The 23,957-nt window shown below is 53.4% G+C and carries 20 protein-coding genes and 1 tRNA gene; 7 read left to right on the plus strand and 14 right to left on the minus strand.

What is annotated here, in order from left to right; translation table 11 throughout:
- The first annotated feature begins 235 nt into the window (after positions 1-235).
- From ACIP6T_RS07200 to gap, 3 genes are all read left to right on the plus strand, one after another.
- Positions 236-1,471: an acyl-CoA dehydrogenase family protein gene (locus ACIP6T_RS07200; protein ID WP_097096983.1), complete on the plus strand. Its 1,236-nt coding sequence runs from the start codon at positions 236-238 to the stop codon at positions 1,469-1,471.
- 357 nt (positions 1,472-1,828) lie between these two features.
- Positions 1,829-2,809, plus strand: a complete 981-nt coding sequence (locus ACIP6T_RS07205) for a GlxA family transcriptional regulator (RefSeq protein WP_400456144.1) — start codon at positions 1,829-1,831, stop codon at positions 2,807-2,809.
- A 78-nt stretch (positions 2,810-2,887) separates the two neighbouring features.
- A complete protein-coding gene (gap, locus tag ACIP6T_RS07210) occupies positions 2,888-3,898 on the plus strand; it encodes a type I glyceraldehyde-3-phosphate dehydrogenase (protein WP_097096981.1) in 1,011 nt (336 codons plus the stop codon).
- Between the two features lie 70 nt (positions 3,899-3,968).
- Here the strand turns inward: gap and phoA are convergent, their stop codons facing one another.
- Positions 3,969-5,375 carry an alkaline phosphatase gene (phoA, locus tag ACIP6T_RS07215; RefSeq protein ID WP_400456146.1) on the minus strand — a complete coding sequence of 469 codons (1,407 nt, stop codon included), beginning with the start codon at positions 5,373-5,375 and terminating at the stop codon, positions 3,969-3,971.
- 244 nt (positions 5,376-5,619) lie between these two features.
- Here phoA and ACIP6T_RS07220 point away from each other — a divergent pair.
- Positions 5,620-5,707 (plus strand) — tRNA-Ser (locus ACIP6T_RS07220).
- A 252-nt stretch (positions 5,708-5,959) separates the two neighbouring features.
- Here the strand turns inward: ACIP6T_RS07220 and ACIP6T_RS07225 are convergent.
- From ACIP6T_RS07225 to yeiL, 3 genes are all read right to left on the minus strand, one after another.
- The gene (locus ACIP6T_RS07225) at positions 5,960-6,499 is read right to left on the minus strand and encodes a nuclear transport factor 2 family protein (RefSeq protein ID WP_097096977.1); all 540 of its coding nucleotides are present in this window, start codon (positions 6,497-6,499) and stop codon (positions 5,960-5,962) included.
- Between the two features lie 30 nt (positions 6,500-6,529).
- Complete coding sequence (locus ACIP6T_RS07230) at positions 6,530-7,114, minus strand: TetR/AcrR family transcriptional regulator (RefSeq protein WP_345829336.1); 585 nt, start codon at positions 7,112-7,114, stop codon at positions 6,530-6,532.
- A gap of 177 nt (positions 7,115-7,291) precedes the next feature.
- Positions 7,292-7,978 carry a transcriptional regulator YeiL gene (yeiL, locus tag ACIP6T_RS07235; protein ID WP_345829334.1) on the minus strand — a complete coding sequence of 229 codons (687 nt, stop codon included), beginning with the start codon at positions 7,976-7,978 and terminating at the stop codon, positions 7,292-7,294.
- A 133-nt stretch (positions 7,979-8,111) separates the two neighbouring features.
- On the opposite strand from yeiL, the gene rihB reads away from it, so the two are divergent.
- Both rihB and ACIP6T_RS07245 read left to right on the plus strand, forming a co-directional pair.
- Entirely contained in the window at positions 8,112-9,050 is a 939-nt protein-coding gene (gene rihB / locus ACIP6T_RS07240; RefSeq protein ID WP_400456149.1) for a ribosylpyrimidine nucleosidase, read from the plus strand.
- Positions 9,051-9,184: 134 nt separating this feature from the next.
- Positions 9,185-10,435 carry a NupC/NupG family nucleoside CNT transporter gene (locus ACIP6T_RS07245; protein WP_400457095.1) on the plus strand — a complete coding sequence of 417 codons (1,251 nt, stop codon included), beginning with the start codon at positions 9,185-9,187 and terminating at the stop codon, positions 10,433-10,435.
- A 99-nt stretch (positions 10,436-10,534) separates the two neighbouring features.
- Here the strand turns inward: ACIP6T_RS07245 and ACIP6T_RS07250 are convergent, their stop codons facing one another.
- From ACIP6T_RS07250 to putP, 10 genes are all read right to left on the minus strand, one after another.
- The gene (locus ACIP6T_RS07250; RefSeq protein ID WP_400456151.1) at positions 10,535-10,762 is read right to left on the minus strand and encodes a hypothetical protein; all 228 of its coding nucleotides are present in this window, start codon (positions 10,760-10,762) and stop codon (positions 10,535-10,537) included.
- A 36-nt stretch (positions 10,763-10,798) separates the two neighbouring features.
- A complete protein-coding gene (locus ACIP6T_RS07255) occupies positions 10,799-11,338 on the minus strand; it encodes a cytochrome b (RefSeq protein ID WP_400456153.1) in 540 nt (179 codons plus the stop codon).
- Entirely contained in the window at positions 11,338-12,390 is a 1,053-nt protein-coding gene (locus tag ACIP6T_RS07260) for a catalase family peroxidase (RefSeq protein WP_400456155.1), read from the minus strand. The genes ACIP6T_RS07255 and ACIP6T_RS07260 overlap by 1 nt, the downstream gene beginning before the upstream one ends.
- 38 nt (positions 12,391-12,428) lie before the next feature.
- Entirely contained in the window at positions 12,429-13,004 is a 576-nt protein-coding gene (locus ACIP6T_RS07265) for a DUF308 domain-containing protein (RefSeq protein WP_400456157.1), read from the minus strand.
- 182 nt (positions 13,005-13,186) lie between these two features.
- Entirely contained in the window at positions 13,187-13,975 is a 789-nt protein-coding gene (phoH, locus tag ACIP6T_RS07270) for a phosphate starvation-inducible protein PhoH (protein ID WP_008105319.1), read from the minus strand.
- A 72-nt stretch (positions 13,976-14,047) separates the two neighbouring features.
- Positions 14,048-14,251, minus strand: coding sequence for a hypothetical protein (locus ACIP6T_RS07275; RefSeq protein ID WP_400456159.1), 204 nt, complete (start codon positions 14,249-14,251; stop codon positions 14,048-14,050).
- A gap of 296 nt (positions 14,252-14,547) precedes the next feature.
- Positions 14,548-15,825 carry an iron uptake transporter deferrochelatase/peroxidase subunit gene (efeB, locus tag ACIP6T_RS07280; RefSeq protein WP_400456161.1) on the minus strand — a complete coding sequence of 426 codons (1,278 nt, stop codon included), beginning with the start codon at positions 15,823-15,825 and terminating at the stop codon, positions 14,548-14,550.
- A gap of 2 nt (positions 15,826-15,827) precedes the next feature.
- A complete protein-coding gene (gene efeO / locus ACIP6T_RS07285; protein ID WP_097096968.1) occupies positions 15,828-16,946 on the minus strand; it encodes an iron uptake system protein EfeO in 1,119 nt (372 codons plus the stop codon).
- Positions 16,947-17,001: 55 nt separating this feature from the next.
- Positions 17,002-17,835 (minus strand): iron uptake transporter permease EfeU, encoded by an 834-nt coding sequence (gene efeU, locus ACIP6T_RS07290; protein WP_400457098.1) that lies wholly within the window; start codon positions 17,833-17,835, stop codon positions 17,002-17,004.
- A 248-nt stretch (positions 17,836-18,083) separates the two neighbouring features.
- Positions 18,084-19,568, minus strand: a complete 1,485-nt coding sequence (gene putP / locus ACIP6T_RS07295) for a sodium/proline symporter PutP (protein ID WP_345829327.1) — start codon at positions 19,566-19,568, stop codon at positions 18,084-18,086.
- Positions 19,569-19,958: 390 nt separating this feature from the next.
- On the opposite strand from putP, the gene putA reads away from it, so the two are divergent.
- On the plus strand, positions 19,959-23,903 hold the full coding sequence (putA, locus tag ACIP6T_RS07300) for a trifunctional transcriptional regulator/proline dehydrogenase/L-glutamate gamma-semialdehyde dehydrogenase (protein ID WP_400456164.1): 3,945 nt from the start codon (positions 19,959-19,961) through the stop codon (positions 23,901-23,903).
- Positions 23,904-23,957: the final 54 nt, after the last annotated feature.

Genomic DNA, 23,957 nt, shown 5'->3' on the forward strand with positions numbered 1-23,957 from the left:
TGTTATCTGGAAATTTAATGAATATTTTTGGAATAGCGTTTGAATAGAGCACAGATATAAATCCCGGCAAATAACAATATCGGCAGTGAATATGCGAAATGGGATTTTTTGTTCCACATAGTGAAATATCATTTTTATATCAATGCAGCGAAATAGCTTAGTGAGAAAAAGCATTATTTGGTGTTCGGTGGCGATGACATAGTAATGGGATAATGTCTTTGCCGGAGAGAACGCTATGTCGCAAATCGAATTAGGTTGGGGTGCCGATCCGTCGCCTCGGTATGAACAGCTGGCGGAACGCTTTCGCCCGGTATTTCAGAAAATACGCGCAGGTGCGATTGAGCGAGAGTTAACACGCCAGCTGCCAATCGAGCAAATTGCCTGGCTGAAGCAGAGCGGATTCACCGCCCTGCGCGTTCCGGAAAGCGCCGGTGGACTCGGTGCCACGCTGCCCGAGCTGTTCAATTTGCTGATCGAACTGGGCGAAGCGGATTCCAACCTTGTGCAATCGATTCGCGGACATCTCGGTTTCGTCGAGAACGTGCTGAACAGCGGTAGCAGCAGCTATCGCGCGAAGTGGCTGGCGCGGCTGGGGCAAGGTGAAATTGTCGGCCCGGCGTGGAGCGAAACCGGCGATGCGCGTCAGTCAGAATTCTCCACGCGCATTGAGCGCCACGGCGACGGTTGGCGGCTCAACGGCAGGAAGTTTTACACCACCGGTTCGCTCTATGCCGACTGGATTGATGTTGGCATCACTGATGAAAATGGCAAAGGCGTTTCGGTGACACTGGCACGTTCCGCACCGGGCGTGACGGTGCTGGATGACTGGAATGGCTTTGGCCAAACGCTCACCGCCAGCGGTACGGCGCTTTTTGACAATGTGCTCATCGGCGCGGATGACATCAAAGAAGAGGTGCATTTCCGCTATTCACCAGCTTTCTATCAGCTGATCCATCTGGCGACGCTGGCGGGTATTGGCCGCGCCCAAAGCGGCGAAGTGGCACAGCAGGTGGCGTCTCGTACGCGTACCTACAGCAACGGCAATGCGCCGCGTGCCGCCCAGGATGCGCAGATTTTGCAGGTGGTTGGACGCCTGCGCGGCGCGGCCTACAGCAGCGGTGCGATAGTGCTGCACGCCGCCAGCGCGATACAACGCGCGTTTGATGCGCATCTGAGTGGCGATCAGGAACGGGAAAACCAGGCGGTGGCGATTGCCGAGCTGGAAGTATCGCAGTCGCTCAATGTGGTGAGCGATCTGCTGCTTAATGCCAGCTCGACGCTCTTCGATGCGCTGGGTGCATCGGCCACGCTGAAACCGCTGGCGCTGGATCGCTTCTGGCGCAATGCGCGCACCCTCTCCTCACACAATCCCCGTATCTATAAAGATCGTATCGTCGGTGATTTTGCGGTGAATGGCACCTTACCGCCGGAGCAGTGGCGGATCGGTGTGGCGGATAAATCGGCTACCTAAGCGTAGGGCCGCCATTTATGGCGACCTGACATCCAGGTGCGCATAAATGCGCACCCTACGGGATTGGCACCGATCTGTTGTAGGGGCGCCATTTATGGCGACCTGGCATCCAGGTGCGCATAAATGCGCACCCTACGGGATTGGCACCGATCTGTTGTAGGGGCGCCATTTATGGCGACCTGACATCCAGGTGCGCATAAATGCGCACCCTACGGGATTGGCACCGATCTGTTGTAGGGGCGCCATTTATGGCGACCTGACATCCAGGTGCGCATAAATGCGCACCCTACAGGTTGTGCTAGCTGCTTAACCCATGAGACACTTTGGCCTATTTCGTTTAAGTGTCTTTTTTATGCCATGAAAACCTTTCTGATTATTGTGCCTGACGGCGGCATGCTGTTCGAAGCCGCAGGCATCGCCGATATCCTGATGCGCGCCAATCAACATTTACCGGTGGGCGGTGATCAACAACGCTATCGCGTTAGCCTTGCTACCACCCAATCGCATCAGGTGATTCACGGCCAATCTGGCCTCAATTTACTGGCCGATCTGAAACTGGCAGACGTTGATCCGCGTCACGCCTGGGACACCATTATGATCACCGGACGCGGCGACACCGCCGAAGAGGGCAACATGGTGGTCGATTTTATCAAGCTGGCGGCACCGCAGGCGCGTCGTGTGGTATCGGTATGTGGCGGCGCGATGTTATTGGCTGAGGCGGGTTTGCTTGATGGCCGCCGGGCGACAACACACTGGCGCCTGCTCGATACCCTGCAGTCTCGCTATCCGCTCGTCCACGTTGAAGGCGGTCCGCTGTATATTCAGGACGGTTGCATGTGGACCTCCGGCGGCGTCAGTTCAGGCTTTGACCTGACGCTGGCGCTGGTGGAAGAGGATTTCGGCTTCAGCGTGGCGCGCGATATTGCCCAGGATATGGTGATGTATTTACGCCGTCCTGGCGGGCAGATGCAGTTCAGCCGCTACCACCTGCAAGCGCCGGGCGGACTGGGCGCAATCGGTGAACTGCAGCGCTGGATCCGTGAAAACCTGGCCGACGAGCTGGCGGTGGAAAAGCTGGCAGAACGTGTCGCCATGAGTCCGCGCAATTTCACCCGCGTCTTCACCCGTGAAACCGGCGTACCTCCCGCGCGTTACGTCGCCGAAGCGCGACTCGCCGCTGCGCGCGAGCGTTTAGAGCAGAGCCACGACACGCTGGAGCGCATTGCCCTTGCCACCGGCTTTGGCAGCAGCATTAATCTGCGCCGTAGCTTTGAGCGCCAGCTGCATCTCACACCCGGAGAATATCGCCAGCGCTTTCACTGCAGAAAATTGGCGTAAAGTGATCCTTTTTTGGCGTTTACGCCAGATGCGCATCAGCCTACAGTGACTCCAGCATCTTCGGAAAAGGAGTCAATTATGACTAAGATCGGCATTAACGGCTTTGGCCGTATCGGACGCAACGTTTTTCGTGCAGCACTTGGCAGCGATGATATTGAGATCGTCGCCATTAACGACCTCACCGACAGTAAGACCCTCGCGCATCTGCTAAAACACGATTCTCTGCTCGGCAGACTGCCCGCTGAAGTGGAAGCCGGTGAAGGCGAATTACGCATCGATGGCAAAGCGGTGCGCGTATTCAGCGAGCGCGATCCGGCCAATATTCGCTGGCGCGATGTCGGCGTCGATATCGTAATTGAAGCTACCGGCTTCTTTACCGAGCGCGACAAAGCCGCCGTGCATATCACCAGCGGCGGTGCCAAACGTGTGATTATTTCCGCACCCGGCAAAAATGATGACCTGACAATTGTGCTTGGCGTTAACGATCAACGTTACGATCCGCAACAGCATTTCGTGGTGAGTAACGGCAGCTGTACCACCAACGGCTTAGCGCCGGCGGCGGCGGTACTGCATCAGGCATTTGGTATCGAGCATGGGTTAATGAATACCACGCATGCTTATACCAACAGCCAGGTGCTGCACGATCAGCCCGAGAAAGATCTGCGCGGTGCGCGTGCGGCAGCGCTGTCGATTGTGCCTTATTCCAGCGGCGCGGCAAAGGCGCTGGGTCGCGTGATCCCTGAGCTGGAGGGTCGTTTGACCGGCTATTCACTGCGCGTGCCGGTACCGGTGGTATCGATCGTCGATTTAACCGTAACGCTGCAACGCGATGTCACCGCTGAAGAGGTGAATGCCGCCTTTAAAGCCGCGGCCGCAGAAGGCCCGCTGAAAGGTATTTTGGGCTACAGCGACGAACCATTAGTTTCAAGCGATTATCAGGGCGATGCCCGTTCATCGATTATCGACGGACTCTCAACGCTGGTGATTGGCGGCAATCTGGTGAAGATTCTTGCCTGGTACGACAACGAATGGGGCTTCTCAAATCGTCTGGTGGATTTGGCACGCTTAATGGCAAAACGCGGATTGTGATTTTGGCGCGCATCAATGCGCACCATACGAAAATCGTAGGGTCGCCATTTATGGCGACCGTTTTAACACCTTATTTGAGTCCCATCGCGTCCTTCAGGGTAAAGAACAGATCGGTCTGGTCGGTTAATCCCACCACATTCGCCGCATGCGGACCGTACGCCGCGATGCGCACCTGCGTGCCGGTATGCTCCTGCGAATCCTCTTCTGAATTACCGTAGCTGATGGTCATCACCGCGCCATCTTTGGTATTCACCGCTTGCGTCAGGCCCGGTGCTTTGGTGCCGTTTTCAACGATCTGGCTGCTGTGGGCGTGATCGGCGGTCACCACCACCAGCGTATCGCCATGCTCGCGCGCAAACGCTAGCGCTTCCTGTACCGCTTCATCCAGATCCACGGTTTCACCAATCTGACCGCACGGGTTCGCCGCGTGATCCTGCTTATCAATCGATGCCCCTTCCACCTGCAGGAAGAAACCTTTGTCGTTGGTGCTCAGCAGAGTAATGGCCTTTTTAGTCATCTGCGCCAGCGTCGGTACTGAAGCCGGACGATCTTTATTGACTTCACAGGTCACTACCGGCTTATCAATGTTGCCGTGATAGCTGGCTTTCGGTCCCTGCCAACGCACCGGCATATTGCCATCCGCAAACAGGCCCAGAAGCGGTTTGCTCTGATCGGCCTGCTGAATGGCATTCATGCCCTGCAGATTATCAATCCACTGATAGCCCAGCGCCTGCGCCTGTTCACGCAGGGTTTTGCCCTGATACTCGCCGGCTTTGGCGGTTTCATTAAAGGACTTCGCACCGCCGCCCAGCGTGACATCTGGGCGGGTTTTCAGCAGCTGTTCAGTAATCGATCCTTTGCCGCCCTGCTCCAGCGCGTTGCCCGGGCACAGCTCGCTGGTTTTCTCCGGGCCGTAGCATTTGCGCGAGGTGACGTGCGCCATTAAGGCTGCTGGCGTGGCATCCTGCAGTTCAGCGGTCGACACGTTGCCGGTGGCTTTACCCGCGGCTTTCGCCAGCTCAAGAATCGTCACCTGATCTTTGCCATTAACATCGACGCCAATCGCGCCGTTGTAGGATTTGGTGCCGGTGGCCCACGCAGTAGCCGACGCGGCAGAATCCGTTACGTAATTGGGTTTATGGGTTTTCTTGTCCAGCGAGTAATGGGTGTATTGACCGGTGAGCGGCAACGCATCCAGGCCGGGGAAGAAACCGCCGGCGCCGCGCGCCTGGTTGCGGGCGGCGGTGATTTCCGAATCGCCCATGCCATCACCAATCAGCAGAATCACGTTTTTCGCGGTGCTATTGATTAATGAGGCTTTTAACGCCTCGGTCTGGTCGCCGGTCAGACGACGCGCTCCGCCGTGCTCGGTAATATCGCCGTTGGCGGCGCGTGAATAATTTGCATCATCTGCCACTGCTAACGTCGCGATCAGAGAAGTCAGCAGCGTAACCGTAAAGAGAGGTATGGATTTCATTTATAAGCATCCTTAGCTGTAAATATAACCAAATGTTTCCGCGGACAAGTCTGCGACAGTGCGGTGACGCTTTTGTGACACAGAGAGGATAATTTGATGACAGAACAGGCAGGGTGAGCAAGTCGAAGGCAATACGCTCAGAGCTTAAGCGGATAGAACAAAAGGAGAAAATAGCGCTTGACCCTTTTCAGCGATCTCCCTATAGTAGCGCCCCGTTGACCCAGCGCGGTTGGCAAAAAAATGTGGTGAGGTGTCCGAGTGGCTGAAGGAGCACGCCTGGAAAGTGTGTATACGGCAACGTATCGGGGGTTCGAATCCCCCTCTCACCGCCACATTCCGAAGAAGAGTCTGAACTCATGTTCAGACTTTTTTTTTGCCTATTCTGCAGAGAGAGGGGGTGAGAAGCCCCGACGGGGTTTGACAACTGGCGCAGCCAGTTGGACAGCGGAGCCCTGCGACGCTGCCCGCAGGGTGAGCGCAGCGAATCAATCCCCCTCTCACCGCCACATTCCGAAGAAGAGTCTGAACTCACGTTCAGACTTTTTTTTGCACCCAGCACAGCGACGAAATTTCAGCCGAGTAGACTAACGTGTCGCCTTAAGCACATCGGAAAGACCGCGCGCCAATAACTCGCGAGGGGCATCTGTGCCGTCTACTGGAAGAAGGGTTCTGCTATGAATTTTCCAGCGCCCTTCATGACGTTCTAACTCCCAGCGATTAACCACTACCCGATGAATGCGATACCCGGTTGAGTAACCATGATTGGCCATTTCACGCGGCTCACCCTGTTTATCCAGCTGCAACAGCTGTAAATAGGAGGTCACTATGGCTTTGTTGCCGCGCAAATCAATCAGCGGTAATCCAGTAAAATGCGCAAGCCCACTTTTAATCGCTTCCTCGTGTGCCGGTCGGAGAATAAATGCAGCGATCGCATCGACCCCTTTTGCCCCATCCAGTTCCTCACCACGATTAAAAGTGCCCTCCTCCATATAAACAGCAGCGGTATATTCGGCAAGACCGGTATCTGCGCTGGGCGGATGGGAAGCAATCAGCTCATATATTGCTAATTTATCCTCAATGATTTGCAGTCGCTGTTCTAATTTTTGGGTAGTTATTTCAGTCATAAATCTTATCTCCAGCAGCGCGATTTATCGCTATTTATGAATAAGTCTGTTGATGACTGGATGCACAATCTCCTGGAATAACGCTGTGTTTTCGAGCGCTCTGGCGGCCAACATCGCCCCATGAACGGTTGCCATCACAGATTTGGCCTGGGTCTCTGGCGCCTCATCAAGCTGAAAAATGCCGCTGATTTCTCCTTTACGCAGTAGCGCTGTGAGCCAATCGGCCAGATCGGAGAAATGCCCGCTCACTTCAGAAGATATTTCTCGCGGCAACTTAGGCAGTTCCACCGAAAGCATGACGCAAATACAGAAAGGAGACGTTCCCTCACTAATACAGGCTGACCAGTAATCGATATAAGCCTGCAGTTCCAGCAGAGGATCGTTGAGGTTCTGCTCCAACGCCGCCATTCCCATTCTGGCCTCCTCGCGATATTCCGCAACGACAGCTTGCACCAGTTCAACTTTACTGGGGAAATGATGATGAATACTGGCTTTTTGAATCTGAACCAATTCAGCAATATCAGCATAGCTAAAGCTGTTATAGCCACCCGAGGTCAGCAACTGCCTGGTGTGGAGGATGATTTCTCTGGCTTTGGGTGAGCGTTCTATCAGCATAAATTTCCTAAACAATGTACTTATTCAACACGCATAACTCTTATCGTAAAACTAAAGAGATAGAGCCTTAAAGTCAAGAAAAACCTACTAGTTGGTAGGTTGAAGATTGAATGCAATTTAGTTAAGAAAAACACTAAATCATTTACCGCTAAAAATAATATTATAATAAATAAATCCTCAAGGCAGCGCGCCCTCTGCTTCCATCTCACGCGCTAATTCAATAAGCGCACCTTTATTTTTGATAATATAACCAGACCTGGCTTTAGTTAATAATCCCTCCTGCGTCAGTTGCGCAATGACATATAAGAGATGGCGATATGACACCCCCATATATTCTGCAACCTGCGTATGCTTTTCGTGATAAACATCACCATTCTGCGTCAATAGGATAAAAGCCGCCAGCCGGTTAACCAACGAGAAGGATTGATTTCTGATGAGTGACACAATATTCCGATAATTTTTATGCGTTAAGCTAATACAAATATGACGTAAAAAAATAGCATCACTTAACAGTCTTTTCCGGAAAGGTTTAACGGGTAACGCCAGACACCAGCACTCCTCTATCGCCTGAACGGCACGCGGTTCATGCTGCTGATCGATGAGTTCAAGCTCCCCGATAAAACAATGCGCTGCAAAGAAATCAATTAATGATATTCGTCCATTGGCTAATGTCGCATACAGTTTCGCCCTGCCTCTTGCAAGATAAAACAGGTATGCCGGTTGCTCACCTTCTTTCACGATATAATCACCGGCCATGATATGAAGCAGTCGGGTTTCCGCCATCACCTCAACAGAAAATTTCGCTGTATAGTCTGAATTTTCAATTAATTTCCTCTTCAGATCTTCATTATGGATTTCTTTCATAATCGTTTCCCGATGTGAGATTTCTCATATTTAACATACAATTTTAGCTGTTAGGGTTAAAGCGTTGACACAGCATTTTTATCACACAGTTAAAAAATGCATGTTATTCCAACCCTAATAGAGGAAATGAGAAATGGCGCAGAGAAAAATTATTCTGGATTGTGATCCGGGTCATGATGATGCTATTGCAATTATGATGGCAGCAAAACATCCGGCGATTAATTTACTCGGTATTACTATCGTTGCGGGTAATCAGACCCTCGAGAAAACGCTGATCAATGGATTGAATGTTTGCCAACATTTAAACATTGATGTTCCGGTTTATGCTGGAATGCCGCAGCCGATTATGCGCCAGCAGATCGTGGCAGATAATATTCACGGCGAAACGGGGCTGGATGGTCCGGTATTTGGCCCCTTAACGCGTCAGGCAGAAAGCAAGCATGCGGTTCAGTATCTGATTGACACGCTGATGGCCAGCGACGGAGATATCACGCTCGTTCCGGTAGCGCCCTTGACCAATATTGCGGTCGCCATGCGCATGCAGCCAGCCATCATCCCAAAAATCAAAGAGATCGTACTAATGGGGGGCGCCTACGGTACGGGAAACTTTACTCCCTCTGCCGAATTCAATATTTACGCCGATCCGGAGGCGGCACGTGTCGTATTCACTTCAGGTGCACCGCTGGTAATGATGGGGCTCGATTTAACCAACCAAACCGTCTGCACAAAAGAGGTCATCGCCCGTATGGAGAAAGTTGGCGGTCCAGCTGGGCAACTATTCAGTGACATCATGAATTTCACCCTCAAAACGCAGTTTGAGAATTATGGCTTAGCGGGCGGACCGGTTCATGACGCAACCTGTATTGGCTATTTGATTAACCCGGAAGGCATTAAAACTCAGGACATGTATGTCGAAGTCGATGTGAATAGCGGCCCATGCTATGGCCGTACGGTATGCGATGAGCTGGGTGTAATGGGAATACCCGCCAATGCCAAAGTTGGGATCACTATTGATACCCAATGGTTTTGGGATTTGGTGGAAGAGTGTGTACAGATGTACTCCCGATCGTAACGACCCACTCCATTTCCGTTATGGCATGCAAAAGAGGGGAAATTTATTGCATGCCAATTAATCCCGATGGGCAGTTTGCCGTCGCCCATAGAGATATCAGACATACCGAAATCGACTATGACGAGATAATCATTATGAATATAATGAGAAGTTTTTTGGGTATGGTGGTATTACTGGCCATCGCATACTTGCTGTCAGTAAATAAAAGAAAAATCAGTATAAGAACGGTAGGTGCTGCAATCCTTTTACAAATAGCCATTGGCGGAGCGATTCTTTATTTACCTCCGGGCAAATGGCTGGCTGAGAAAGTCGCCACCGGCGTACATAAAATAATGAATTACAGTGATGCTGGCAGCACATTCATATTTGGGGCATTAGCGGGACCAGATATGGACAGAGTATTTAATGGTGCCGGTTTTGTGTTCGCCTTTCATGTATTACCCGCCATTATCTTTATGACTGCATTAGTGAGCTTGCTGTATTACATAGGCGTGATGAAGTTATTGATCCGGGTACTGGGAGCTATTTTCCAAAAAGCACTCAATATCAGTAAAATTGAGTCTTTTGTCGCCGTTACCACCATTTTCCTTGGTCAAAATGAGATTCCGGCGATCGTTAAACCCTTCATTAATCGTCTGAACCGCAATGAACTGTTTACCGCTATTTGTAGCGGCATGGCCTCAATTGCGGGATCAACCATGATTGGCTATGCCGGGCTCGGTGTACCAATTGATTATTTACTTGCGGCATCGTTGATGGCCATCCCCGGCGGCATTCTTTTTGCCCGCATTCTGAGTCCAGCAACGGAAGAGACTCAGGTTGTTTTTGATAATCTCTCCTTCAGCGAAACACCGCCTAAAAGCGTGATTGAAGCAGCGGCGACCGGGGCAATAACCGGACTAAAGATTGCAGCAGGCGTTGCTACGGTTGTAATGGCTTTTGTTGCGATTATCGCCCTTATCAATGGCATTATTGGTGGCATTGCTGGGCTGTTTGGCCAGGGGCACGCAAGCCTGGAAGGGATATTTGGCTATTTACTGGCCCCGCTTGCCTGGGTTATGGGGGTTGACTGGCATGACGCATCGCTTGCGGGCAGTCTGATTGGCCAAAAGCTTGCGATTAATGAGTTTGTGGCTTATCTCAGCTTTTCGCCCTATCTGCACGCGCCTGGCGCATTAGACAGTAAAACGATTGCAATTGTCTCTTTCGCACTGTGTGGCTTTGCCAACTTTGGTTCTATTGGCGTTGTGGTTGGCGCATTCTCGGCCATCGCGCCACAGCGGACGGCAGAAATTGCTCAGCTTGGCATGCGAGCATTGGCCGCAGCCACACTCTCTAACTTAATGAGCGCCACCATTGCTGGCTTCTTCATTGGTATTGCATAAGTAAAGGAATGCGCCAGGCTGATGTTCAATGAGATCTTATAGAGCAGAACAACGCCTGGCGTTTTTACCGATTTTATAACGAATACACTGCATTACATTTTAAAAGCCGCGGGACTCGTTTATCAGCATCACCACAATTTTATCGATAACAAAGGGAGCAATGGCGTTGAGCTCGTTATCTTCAAGCAGTTTCTTCGAAAATGCCAACGCAAATTCACGTGTTATTCTCATTCTCTCTTCAGGCTGAATTTCAATATTTGGTCGCGTTTCACCACGGCAGTCTGAGGGAATAACTTTTCTATCCCTCGCGAATGGATAAATATTCATATAGCCTCCTTATCTCAACTTCATGGGCAAAATGCCTCAACGCTTCCGGCTACCTGTCATGCTGCTGAAGACACCGTCTCGTAATATCAGCGCATGGAATAACGCCGCGGCCAGGTGCAGCATCACGGTAATGAATAAGAGCAAGGCGACGATCGAATGAAGAGGACGCAGCAGCGCATACCCATCATTATTCATCGGCAGGATGGGCGGTAAAACGATTCCAGCACCGAGAGTCACAGGATATCCCGCAGCGGACAACATGGCCCAGCCAATCAGCGGTTGAGCCAGCATCAATACATAGAGCACCCCATGTGAAATATGGGCCATAAGACGCTGCCAGCCTGGCAAGGTATCCGGTAAGTTTGGTTTGGCGGTAGCGTATCGCAACCACAGGCGCACCACGACTAATAACAATATCATCACGCCAAGGGGTTTATGGATTGATACCAGAAAGCCGTGCAGCGAGGAAACGGTGGAGACCATTGCAACACCAATAAAAAGCATGGCCAGAATCGCCGCAGCCATTAACCAGTGCAGCGCACGTAAAGCGGGATGGAAATAATCGACTTGTTTCATCATTGAGCTCCTGCCTGGTGTGACTGTTCACGCGTACGCAAATTATAAGATTTGGCATACGCGGATGAGCGTGCATTCAGTATTGGGTCATCCGATGCGGCTATTCCGTCCGGTAAAATAAGCGGATCATAATTAATATCGTTGCAGGGTCCCTGCGCCTGTGGAATGGCTTGCGTCAATATCAGGGTCCCTGCATTAATCACTTTTCGATCGGATGGCCATACTTTACTTGAGTCATTACCCTTATCTTCAGGGTTTGCCAGGGTAATCATTAAATTCCACTTTATCGTGCCTTGTTTCAGTCGCTGAACAATATCGTTTTGCAGAAAATCCTTATCTTTTTTATTCTCATCGCTCATCGGTTGAAAAGCGGTTTCAGGCACCATGCTCCAGCGAACCAGATGCTTATTGCCCGCTTTATCAATCAGGAAGAAGGCATTCAGACTATTAAAACTATCGCTTGCCCAACTGGACGAAGGCACATATTTCTTCAACCAACCGAAAAATGCCGTTATTTCCGGGTGCTTGCCAACGAATGCCTTTAATTTTTCCGGATCGGGTTTACCGGTGGCCGGAACAGGCAGCGTTGCCGTTTGCAATTCATAGAAAGCTTCAGTGGTCCCCACCGGAAAGAAAGGCATGGCGTTCATTCCCGTGCGCCACTCCTCGCCATTCTTCTGTCGAAACTGTAAAGCCATACTCCGCACCGGAACAGCATAATCCGGCACAGTAGGAACGCCCCCTGCGATAGCAAATCGCCCGATAACTGGCGTGCTACCAGCGGTAAATACCAGGGCACGCGAAAATGCACTGGCGTTACCATTAGATGTAAATTGACCAATAACACAAATCCCTTTGGCATGATTACGGCGATATCCAGGATGTTCTCCGCCAGATTTCTGTAACACGTCAATAATTTTATCTGCGCTCAGTCGATTGGGTGCCAGCCATCCGCCCGCCCATAAAAATAGCAGTACCAGTACAAGTGGAATAAGACCAACGATAGCCAGACGAAACATTTTCTGGTTAGTAGAAAGTGGAGCTGTTTTCATGTTTTTCTCACGCTGCTCAATAAATAATAAATTATCGCTTAGGCTTTTTTTCGCCGAATATCACTCACCGCTAACCACACTGCGGAAATCAGAAAATAAGCGGCCCCCACTGCGGAATAACCGGCAATATTCACTATCGATGGCGGTACGATCATTTGTGCCTGCACAATAAAAAAACCGCCTGCCAGGGCTGATTGAGCGCCGCTAAGGATCATCGTCCACTGCGCGCCATAATTTTTCCAGCGGCCTACTGCGACACCCAGCTGCAGCAATCCTGACAAAATAGCCCAGATGCCAAATACGCCAATAACCCAGTTCATGCTGTGTGACAACGCAAGGTAAACCGCAATGGTTGTCAGCCCGCTGACAATAATATTTGTCATGTGGATCGGGTTATGACGTATTCCGCCGCTGCGCTGCGCATCAACAACGTTAGCAATGGCGTCCCAAAGGGGATAGATAACCAATAATACTGCCCCCACCTTTGCTGAGTGCTGACCCAGCGAAAATGCAGCCGCAACCCAAATAATTGAAAACAGTGCGCGGATAAAGTAATAGCGTTTTAGCCATTGCTCATTGCCAACAGCGGAATTAACAGCCTGTTCTTTAAGCATTGTGACTCCAGACGATTATGGATTGTTAAAAAAGGAGCGAAAGGCTGCCTTAATGACAATCAACCTACTAGTTGGTAGAATTATTGTCAATGGCTGAAGAAACGGATAAAGCGCAGAAGGTTAAACAAAAAAACCCGGCTTTCACCGGGTTTTACTTTGCTACTACATTCTCAATCAAACGGTTAACTGTAAGCGTGCAGCGTGCGTTGACACAGCGCTGAACGGACGCAATCCTCTTTGCCGAAACGTACCACGCCAATCATCTCATCCTCTTCGAAGCGCGCTAGCGCATCGGCGAGGCCAGATTTGGCATGGGACGGCAGGTCGCACTGGGTAATATCGCCGTTGACGATAACCGTCACATTCTCACCCAGGCGCGTCAGGAACATCTTCATCTGTGCGGCGGTGACGTTTTGTGCCTCATCAAGGATCACCACAGCATTTTCAAAGGTACGTCCGCGCATATATGCGAAGGGCGCGATCTCTACCTTGGCGATTTCGGGTCGCAGGCAGTATTGCATAAAGGAAGCGCCGAGACGTTTAACCAGAACGTCATATACCGGTCGGAAATAAGGCGCGAATTTCTCGGAAATATCTCCTGGGAGGAAACCGAGATCTTCATCCGCCTGCAGAACCGGGCGCGTCACAATAATCCTTTCGATATCCTTATTGATCAGGGCCTCAGCCGCTTTGGCTGCGCTAATCCAGGTTTTTCCGCAGCCGGCTTCACCGGTGGCGAAAATAAGCTGTTTCGTTTCTATGGCATGGAGATAGTGTGCCTGAGCTTCATTTCTGGCTTCAATCGGCCCGCGGTCACGTGCATCACGTGCCATACCAATCGAATCCAACCCACCCATCTGCACCAGCGAAGTGACCGATTCTTCTTCACGCTGACGGTGACTGCGAGAGTCGCTACGAATAACGCGTCTGGCTTCACGACGTGCTTTGATCACTGCTTTCTGTCTTCCCATAGTGGCACCTTACAGTTGGTTTCATTTATCACGGCGGATCACCCGCGGCGATGACTTGAACGCTTTAGAGGTTTATTTGGCTTCCTTGTAAGCCGTTTTGAGCCAGTGAGAATGGTGTGCAACAGCGCCGAAACGCAGGCGCGCACCGGTAAAAAAACTGAGATTGAACGAGAACGAAGTGTTAATTGAAGAGAGGTTGCTTTGGAGGGAAGAAATCCCCCGCAGTGTACTGCGTGTATTGAAACTATTTAACTGTCCCAGAGAGAGACGAATCATGCGCGAACTCCAGTGGCTTAGCCACACAACTGACAACGCTTATGAATAAAGTGCATCATATTTGCAGTGGTTTGCAACAGTAATTTTACTTCCCAGCAAAGAAAAAATGATAAGCGAAGCCTGAGCGCGTTTATCTTAAATTAAATTTTTCAAAATTATCAAAGAGATGGTTAATTGGGGATAAGTCTAACTTTTTAGGAACATTCGGAAGCGGCTACGACCAGAGGAAAGTTTAAGGAATGCGTAACAAAAAGCCTGCAGCGCATTCTGACGTGCAGGCATTGTGCATTTATTAATCAGGCTTGCAGTAAAGATTGTGCCAGATAATGATTTTCATCCGCTACGCCTGGCAGCGCGAAAAAGTAGCCGCCGCCAATTGGGCGAATATATTCTTCCAGCGCTTCGCCATTAAGCCGCTGCTGTACGGTAATGAACCCTTTTGCTAAATCATGCTGATAGCAAACAAACAATAGGCCCATATCCAGCTGACCCGAACCGGTTATGCCGCTGGAATAACTGTAACCGCGCCGCAGCATTAAACTGCTGTCGGTTTGCGGCGTACGCGGATTGGCGAGACGAATATGCGCATCCAGCGCAATCAAATCACCATCGGGATCTTTACTGTAATCCGGTACGTCATGCTCGTTTTTCATGCCGAGCGGCGCGCCGGATAACTTCTCCCGACCAAAAATGGTTTGCTGCTCGCCAAGCGGCGTGCGATCCCACATCTCGACGTGGAAACGAATGATGCGCACCGCCTGATAGCTGCCGCCACGCGTCCATGCCGGTTCCTGCTGCTCGTCAGTCACCCACAACAGCTGATTCATCAACGCCGGATTATGGGTATCGGGATTAGCGGTGCCGTCTTTGAATCCCAGCAGGTTGATCGGCGTCTCCTTGCCGTTGCTGCGTGCCGCATGATCGGCGATGAACCCATCACGCCGCCAGCGCACCGCCAGCAAATCGGGCGTGCGCTTAATGATGTCACGCAGCGCATGGATCACCGTGTCCTGCGTGTTAGCGCAGATTTGCAGCAACAGATCGCCGTGGCACTGCTCTGCATCCAGCGAATCATTAGGGAAGCGCGTCATCGTTTGCAGCTGTGCGGGCTTATGTGCGCTCAAGCCGAAGCGCTCGTCAAACAGCGACGCGCCAACCGACAAGGTCATGGTGAGATTGTCAGGCGCGATATCGGCACCGAGAATTCCTGAATCCATCGGCGGCAGCTGCGGGTTGGTCACCACCGGTGCCGGTCCGCCCTGCGTCAGGAACGCAAAGCGCTCGGTGAGTAAGCGAAACAGCCGCTCAAGATCGGCCTTATCACTGGCCAGCACATCAAACGCCACCAGCATCATTGACGCCTGCTGCGGCGTCACAATTCCCGCCTGATGCGCGCCGTAAAAAGGTTGCGCCTGCTGACGTGCGTTGGGTGCAACCGTGCCGGGAGAAAAGCTGTCGGCGGCGGCCGTATGAAACGGACAGCCGCCGCCGAGGGCGGCCGCGCCGCCCAACATGCCTAATCCCTGCAATAAGCGACGACGCGACGGCTGCGCCGCGTCATTTTTATGCGTCATGATTAGTCGAGACCTAAGGTTCCGCGCAGCAGGGAGAGATCTTCTGCCAGAGTGGTAATCGGGCCTTTCAGCGCATTACGATCGGCGGTGGTCAGTTTCTCGTACGATTCAAAACCGTCTTTACTGCGGTATTTGCTGAGAATGCCGTCCACTTTCTTGAAGTTGGCATCCACTTTCGCCAGCAGCTGCGGGTTGTTTTTCTGCAGCAGCGGACGCAGCAGATCAACAATTTTCTGCGCGCCATCAATGTTGGCCTGGAAGTCAGAGAGATCGGTGCGGCTATAACGGTCTTCTTCGCCTGAGATCTTGCTGGAGGCCACTTCTTCAATCAGGCCTGCCGCCCCGCCTACCACTTTCGCTGGTGGGAACGCCAGTTCGCTGATGCGCGTTTGCAGATCCAGCACGTCCTGGTTCAGCTTGGTGGCAAAGGGTTCAGCCCCTTTGGTGGTGTTATCCGCGAAGAGGATTTTTTCCAGGCGATGGAAGCCGGTGAATTTTGGATCTTCGTTTTTCTTCTCGAAGTCGTCTTCACGTGCATCGATGCTGCTATCCAGGTCGGAGAACAGCTCAGCGATGGGTTCAATACGCTCATAATGCACGCGCGTTGGCGCAAACAGCGCTTTGGCTTTTTCGATATCGCCGGCTTTCACCGCGTCGGTAAACGCTTTGGTGCCCGCCACCAGCTCTTTCACTTCATTCATTACATAAACTTTGTAGTCGGCGATAGGCCCCACCAGCTCCAGTACGTCTGGCTTGCCGGTCGCTGCTTTCTTCGCATCACCGCTGACCACCAGCTTGCCTTTCGGGTTGCTGAGTAGGCCGCAGGTCATATCATATTCGCCCGCTTCCAGATTGGCGGTGAGTTTCTGGCTGAAGCCTGGCGCGATATTTTCACGCTCTTCCACCACCATCACCCCTTTCAGGATCTCCCACTCCAGCGCTTTCTGGCTGTTGTTTTTGATGATGAACTGGGTTTTTCCCGCCTGCACATTGAGCGACATCGGCTCACATTGCTTGTCGGTCACGGTAACCGTGACTTGCGGGACGGCAGCAGCAGAAGCGGCGCCGGAAAGCGCCAGCATAGCAACCAACAGCGCCTTGCGGCGGAAGCGAATCGTCATAGTGATATCCCTGTTACATGGAAGAACAGGCGCGCAATCGCGCCTGATTTTAAATTCAGCGCGTAGTACGAGCCGTGGTGATTGATGGGCGAGCCGGGAAGGCAAACAGCAGCAGCGCCGGAATCAGATAGATAAGCCACACCGCCACTTCGCTGACGCTTGGCGTTTCCTGATAGCCCAAAATACCTTCCAATAACGTGCCGAATACCGAGTGCGTCGAAAGCGTATTGCTCAGATCAAACGCCACATCCTGGAAGTGATTCCATAAACCGGCTTCGTGGAAAGCGCGGATAGCGCCCGCGGCAAGCCCTGCGGCAACAAACAGAATGAACAGGCTGGTCCAGCGGAAAAAGTGCGCCAGATTGAGGCGAATGCCGCCGTAGTAAAGCAGTATGCCCAGCACCACCGCGGTAGCGAGGCCGAGTACCGCGCCAATCGGTGGCGCATAGCCTACGTCCTGCGTGAACGCGGCCAGCAGGAAGAACACGGATTCCAGCCCTTCACGCGCCACCGCCAGAAACACCATCAGCACCAGCGGAAAGCCACTGCCGCCCTGTTTTTGCAGCGCGTTATCAACCGATTTTTCCAGCGTGGCTTTGATATTGCGCGACACTTTGCGCATCCAGAACACCATCGATGTCAGGATCACCACCGCAACCACCGCAACAATGCCTTCGAACAGCTCCTGCTGCTTCTGCGGAAACTCGCCGGTGGTTTGATTGATAAAGATGCCGAGTGCCAGACACAGCGCGGCAGCAATAAATACGCCAGCCCACATCGCCGGGAACCATTGTGTGCGCTGGGTGCGTTTGAGATAGCTGGCAATCAGGCTGACGATGAGCGCTGCTTCCAGACCTTCGCGCAGCATGATGAGAAACGGGACGAACATCATCAACCTCTTGAATGTTAAGGAGGGTAAACCTTAGGTAAAAATACGTAAAGTGCGAACGATATCGATTATCATTATCGAAGGGGAAAATACAAGTCACCGCGAGAAATTAATTTTGCTTTTGCGGTTTGCAGAGGGGGAATATTTGGACTGGTCGCCATGAATGGCGACCCTACAACGAAACGATGCGGTGTTCGTAGGGTGCGCATTGATGCGCACCGGGTCGACATCAATGGCGCCCCTACAGATTATTTGCTTTGATACTGCGCTTCTGCGGCGGCGAAGCGCTGCTGAGCGGCCTCAGATGGAGCTCGCCCCAACAGGCTGAACACCACAATCGCAATACTGGCGAAGGCAAAGCCCGGGATGATTTCATACAGCTCGGTGTAGCCATAATCTTTCCATAGCAGCACGGTCAGCGCACCCACCACCATTCCAGCCAGCGCACCGTTGCGCGTCATGCGCTTCCAGCACACGCCAAACAGCACCACTGGCCCAAACGCCGCCCCAAAGCCAGCCCAGGCGTAGCTCACCAGGCCAAGCACGCGGTTCTCTGGATTCGCCGCCAGCGCGATAGCGATCAACGCAATCACCAGCACCATCAAACGCCCTACCCACACCAGCTCTTTCTGGCTGGCGTTTTTGCGCAGGAAGCCTTTATACAAATCTTCGGTCAAGGCGCTGGAGCACACCAGCAGCTGGCAGCTCAGCGTGGACATAACGGCTGCCAGAATCGCCGACAGCAGAATGCCCGCGATCCACGGGTTAAACAGAATGCGCGCCAGCTCGATAAACACGCGCTCGCCGTTTTGGCTTACGCCCGCCGCATGCTCGGGATGGTTCTGGAAGTAGGCAATGCCGAAGAAGCCAACGGCAACGGCTCCGGCAAGGCACAGAATCATCCAAATCATGCCAATGCGACGTGCCGTCCGAATCGTATGGTGCGAATCCGCCGCCATAAAGCGCGCCAGAATATGCGGCTGGCCAAAGTAGCCGAGGCCCCAACCGAGCAGGGAAATCACCGCCACAACGTTCAGGCCTTTCAGCATATCGAGGTTTTCAAGGCTTTTTGCTCTGATCACCGCCAGCGAATCATCCAGGCCGCCCACCGCCAAAATCACAATCACCGGCGTCAAAATCAGGGCGAAAATCATCAGACTCGCCTGCACGGTATCGGTCCAGCTCACCGCGAGGAAACCGCCCACCAGCGTATACAGAATGGTAGCCGCCGCACCGGCCCACAGTGCGGTTTGGTAATCCATCCCAAAGGTACTTTCGAACAGACGCGCACCGGCCACCACGCCGGAAGCACAATAAATCGTGAAGAAGATCAGAATAACCACCGCCGAGATAACGCGCAGTAGCTTGCTGTTATCCTCGAAACGGCTGGAGAAGAAATCTGGCAAGGTTAAGGCGTTATCGTGATGCTCGGTCTGCACGCGCAGGCGGCCGGCAACGATGCGCCAGTTCAGCCAGGCGCCAATGATCAAGCCGATGGCGATCCAGCTTTCCGAGATGCCGGAAAGGAAAATGGCGCCAGGCAGCCCCATCAATAACCAGCCGCTCATATCGGAAGCGCCCGCCGAAAGTGCGGTTACCACGCTGCCTAAACTGCGGCCACCGAGAATATAATCATCGAAGCTTTTGGTTGATCGCCAGGCGATGAAACCGATTAACACCATCCCAAGGATATATACTACAAAGGTCACCAACATCGGTGTACTTACACTCATCTGTCTCTCCACTTATTATTTGATCCATCAAGAGAAATCTTGTTAATCAGCGCTGTCGGAACGGGACAGCAGCATGATTTCACCGCATCCAGAGAAAGCGATTCCTCTTAAGGCGCGGTATCCTGCCGCAAAGGGCCAGTAGGCACAATGCATTTAACACAGCCGTCACAATGATGACACTAATGCTGCGTTTTTTCTGATGGGAGGTTGCACCGGATCACACTCTGGTTGCACCCTGGTCGCCATGAATGGCGACCCTACGAAGCCAGACGTTGTATGTAGGGTCGTCATTCATGACGGCCTGCTGGCAACATAGGTTGCACAAAGTTGCAACATGAGTGATATTGCTGCCACGCAAGCGTTGAATCACTATTCGAGGACGAGGAAAGCATGGCAACCACCACCATGGGCGTGAAGCTGGATGAAGCCACCCGCGACCGCATCAAACTGGCAGCACAGAAGCTTGACCGCACATCACACTGGCTGATCAAGCAGGCGATTTTTAACTATCTGGAGCAGTTGGAAGCCGGTGAATCGGTGCCAGAAATTCCCCAGCTGCTGATCGATGCCGCCGCTGATGAAGGCGTGCCAGAAGAGGCGCTGCAGCCTTTCCTCGATTTCGCTGAACATATTTTACCGCAGTCGGTGAGCCGCTCCGCGATCACCGCCGCATGGCGCCGTCCGGAAACCGATGCGGTGCCGATGCTGTTGGAACAGGCGCGCCTCCCTGCGCCGCTGGCGGAGAAAACGCATCAGCTGGCTTACAGCCTCGCCGATAAGCTGCGCCATCAGAAAGGGGCAACCGGTCGCGCGGGCATGGTACAAAGCCTGCTGCAGGAGTTTTCCCTCTCCTCACAGGAAGGCGTGGCGCTGATGTGCCTGGCAGAAGCGCTGTTGCGCATCCCTGACAAGCCGACGCGCGATGCGTTAATCCGCGACAAAATCAGCAACGGAAACTGGCAATCACACCTTGGCCGCAGCCCGTCGATGTTTGTCAACGCGGCAACCTGGGGTCTGCTGTTTACCGGGCGTCTGGTGTCCACCCATAACGAAGCCAACTTGTCGCGCTCACTTAATCGCATCATCGGCAAGAGCGGCGAGCCGCTGATTCGCAAAGGCGTGGATATGGCGATGCGCCTGATGGGCGAGCAGTTTGTGACCGGCGAAACCATCGCTGAAGCGCTGGCCAATGCGCGCAAGCTGGAAGAGAAAGGCTTCCGCTACTCCTACGACATGCTGGGTGAAGCGGCGCTGACCGCCAGCGATGCCAAAGCCTATCTGGTGTCGTACCAGCAGGCGATTCACGCCATCGGCAAAGCCTCCAACGGGCGCGGTATTTATGAAGGTCCAGGCATCTCAATTAAGCTGTCGGCACTGCATCCGCGCTACAGCCGCGCACAGTATGAGCGCGTGATGGACGAACTCTATCCGATCCTCAAATCGTTAACCTTGCTGGCGCGCTCCTATGACATCGGTATCAACATCGATGCCGAAGAGGCGGATCGTCTGGAACTGTCGCTCGATCTGCTGGAGAAACTCTGTTTTGAGCCGGAACTGGAAGGCTGGAACGGTATCGGCTTCGTGATTCAGGCGTATCAAAAACGCTGCCCGTTTGTGATTGATGCGCTGATCGACCTGGCACAGCGCAGTCGTCGCCGCTTGATGATCCGCCTGGTGAAGGGCGCGTACTGGGATAGCGAAATTAAACGCGCGCAGGTTGATGGGCTGGAAGGCTATCCGGTTTACACCCGCAAGGTTTACACCGATATTTCCTATCTGGCGTGCGCACGTAAACTGCTGGCGGTGCCAAACCTGATCTATCCGCAGTTTGCTACTCACAACGCGCATACGCTGGCGGCGATTTATCAGCTGGCAGGTAATAACTACTATCCAGGCCAATACGAATTCCAGTGCCTGCACGGCATGGGTGAACCGCTGTATGAGCAGGTGGTGGGGAAAGTGGCGGACGGCAAACTGAATCGTCCGTGCCGCATTTACGCGCCGGTGGGTACGCATGAAACGCTGCTGGCCTATCTGGTGCGTCGTCTGCTGGAAAACGGGGCCAATACCTCATTCGTTAACCGCATCGCCGATAACACCTTGCCGCTGGATGAGCTGGTGGCCGATCCGGTTGCCGCCGTAGAGAAGATGGGCGTTGCCGAAGGCGCGATCGGTCTGCCGCATCCGAAAATTCCGCTGCCGCGCGATCTGTATGGCGCGAAGCGTGTTAACTCAGCGGGTCTCGATCTGGCTAACGAACATCGCCTGGCATCGCTGTCCAGCGCCCTGCTCAACAGCGCCAGCCAGCCGTGGATCGCGCAGCCGCTGGTGGCAGGTGAATTAGGTGCAGGCGTTAGCCGTCCGGTGCTTAATCCTGCCGCACCGGCGGACGTGGTCGGCAGCGTGCGAGAAGCCAGCGAAGCCGAAGTGTCGGACGCGCTGGATGCGGCGGTGAATGCCGGCCCCATCTGGTTCGCCACGCCACCGCAGGAACGCGCCGCCATTCTTGAGCGTGCCGCCGAAGCGATGGAAGGCCAGATGCAGCAGCTGATTGGTTTGCTGGTGCGCGAAGCCGGTAAAACCTACAACAACGCCATCGCCGAAGTGCGAGAAGCGGTCGATTTCCTCTACTACTATGCCGGCATGGTGCGTGACGATTTCGATAACGAAACCCATCGACCGCTCGGACCGGTAGTCTGCATCAGCCCGTGGAACTTCCCGCTGGCCATCTTCACCGGACAAATTGCCGCCGCGCTCGCCGCCGGTAACAGCGTGCTGGCAAAACCGGCCGAACAAACACCGTTGATTGCCGCACAGGCGGTGCAAATCCTGCTGGATGCCGGCGTGCCTGCTGGCGTGCTGCAACTGCTGCCGGGCCAGGGCGAAACCGTTGGCGCGCAACTCACCGGCGACGAGCGCGTGCGCGGCGTGATGTTTACCGGCTCAACCGCCGTCGCCACGCTGCTGCAGCGCAATCTGGCAGGCCGTCTCGATCCGCAAGGTCGGCCAACCCCGCTGATTGCTGAAACCGGCGGCATGAACGCCATGATCGTCGATTCGTCGGCGCTGACCGAACAGGTCGTGGTAGATATCGTTGCCTCGGCATTTGATAGCGCCGGTCAACGCTGCTCGGCGCTGCGCCTGTTGTGCATCCAGGATGATGTGGCCGACCACACGCTGAAAATGCTGCGTGGCGCGATGGCCGAGTGCCGCATGGGCAACCCGGAGCGCTTATCAACCGATATTGGTCCGGTCATTGATGCCGAAGCGAAAGCCAATATCGAACGCCATATTCAGGCGCTGCGCAGTAAAGGCTTCAAGGTTTATCAGGCGGCGCAGGAAAATCCGCAGGACACTAAAGAGTGGAACAGCGGCACCTTTATTAAGCCCACGCTGATTGAGCTGGATCAGGTAGGCGACCTGGATAAAGAAGTGTTTGGTCCGGTGCTGCACGTGGTGCGTTTCACGCGAAACGCCTTGCCGCAGCTGGTCGAACAGATTAACGCCTCGGGTTACGGCCTGACGCTCGGCGTGCACACCCGTATCGATGAAACCATCGCCCAGGTCACGGCCAACGCGAAGGTCGGCAACCTCTACGTGAACCGCAATATGGTGGGCGCGGTCGTGGGCGTGCAGCCGTTTGGCGGCGAAGGGTTATCCGGCACCGGTCCGAAAGCCGGCGGCCCGCTCTATCTCTATCGTCTACTGGCCAACCGTCCAGACGGCGCGCTACGCATCACCTTTGATCGTCAGGATGCTGAACGTCCGGTCGACAGTTCGGTGCGCGCGCAACTGATGCGTGCGCATCAGGCGCTGCAACAGTGGGCAAAAGACAAACCTGAGCTGCTGGCGCTGTGCCAGCGTTACGACGAACTGGCGCAAGCGGGTACCGTGCGTCTGCTGCCGGGTCCAACCGGTGAACGCAATACCTTCACCCTGCTGCCGCGCGAACATGTGCTGTGCATCGCCGATAACGAGCAAGATGCGCTGACGCAGTTAGCGGCAGTCACCAGCGTTGGCAGTCACGCGCTGTGGCAGGATGATGAACTGCATCGTGCGTGGCGTAAATCATTGCCCACCGAGGTACAAGCGCACATCAAGCTGGTGAAGGAGGTGCTGGCGGCCGAGTTTGATGCCGTGATTTATCACGGTGATGCCGATCAACTGCGCAGCCTGTGTGAGCAGGTGGCGGCACGCGAGGGCGCGATTGTTTCGGTGCAGGGCTTTGCTCGTGGTGAAACCAATCTGCTGCTGGAGCGTTTGTTGATTGAGCGTTCATTGAGCGTCAATACCGCCGCCGCGGGCGGTAATGCGAGTTTGATGACCATCGGTTGACGATAACAGCCAGGTGCGCATCAATGCGCACCCTACACGTAGGGTCGCCATTCA

Origin of the sequence: Pantoea sp. NPDC088449, from assembly GCF_044753225.1 — a bacterium.
Classification (GTDB): Bacteria; Pseudomonadota; Gammaproteobacteria; order Enterobacterales; family Enterobacteriaceae; genus Pantoea; species Pantoea floridensis.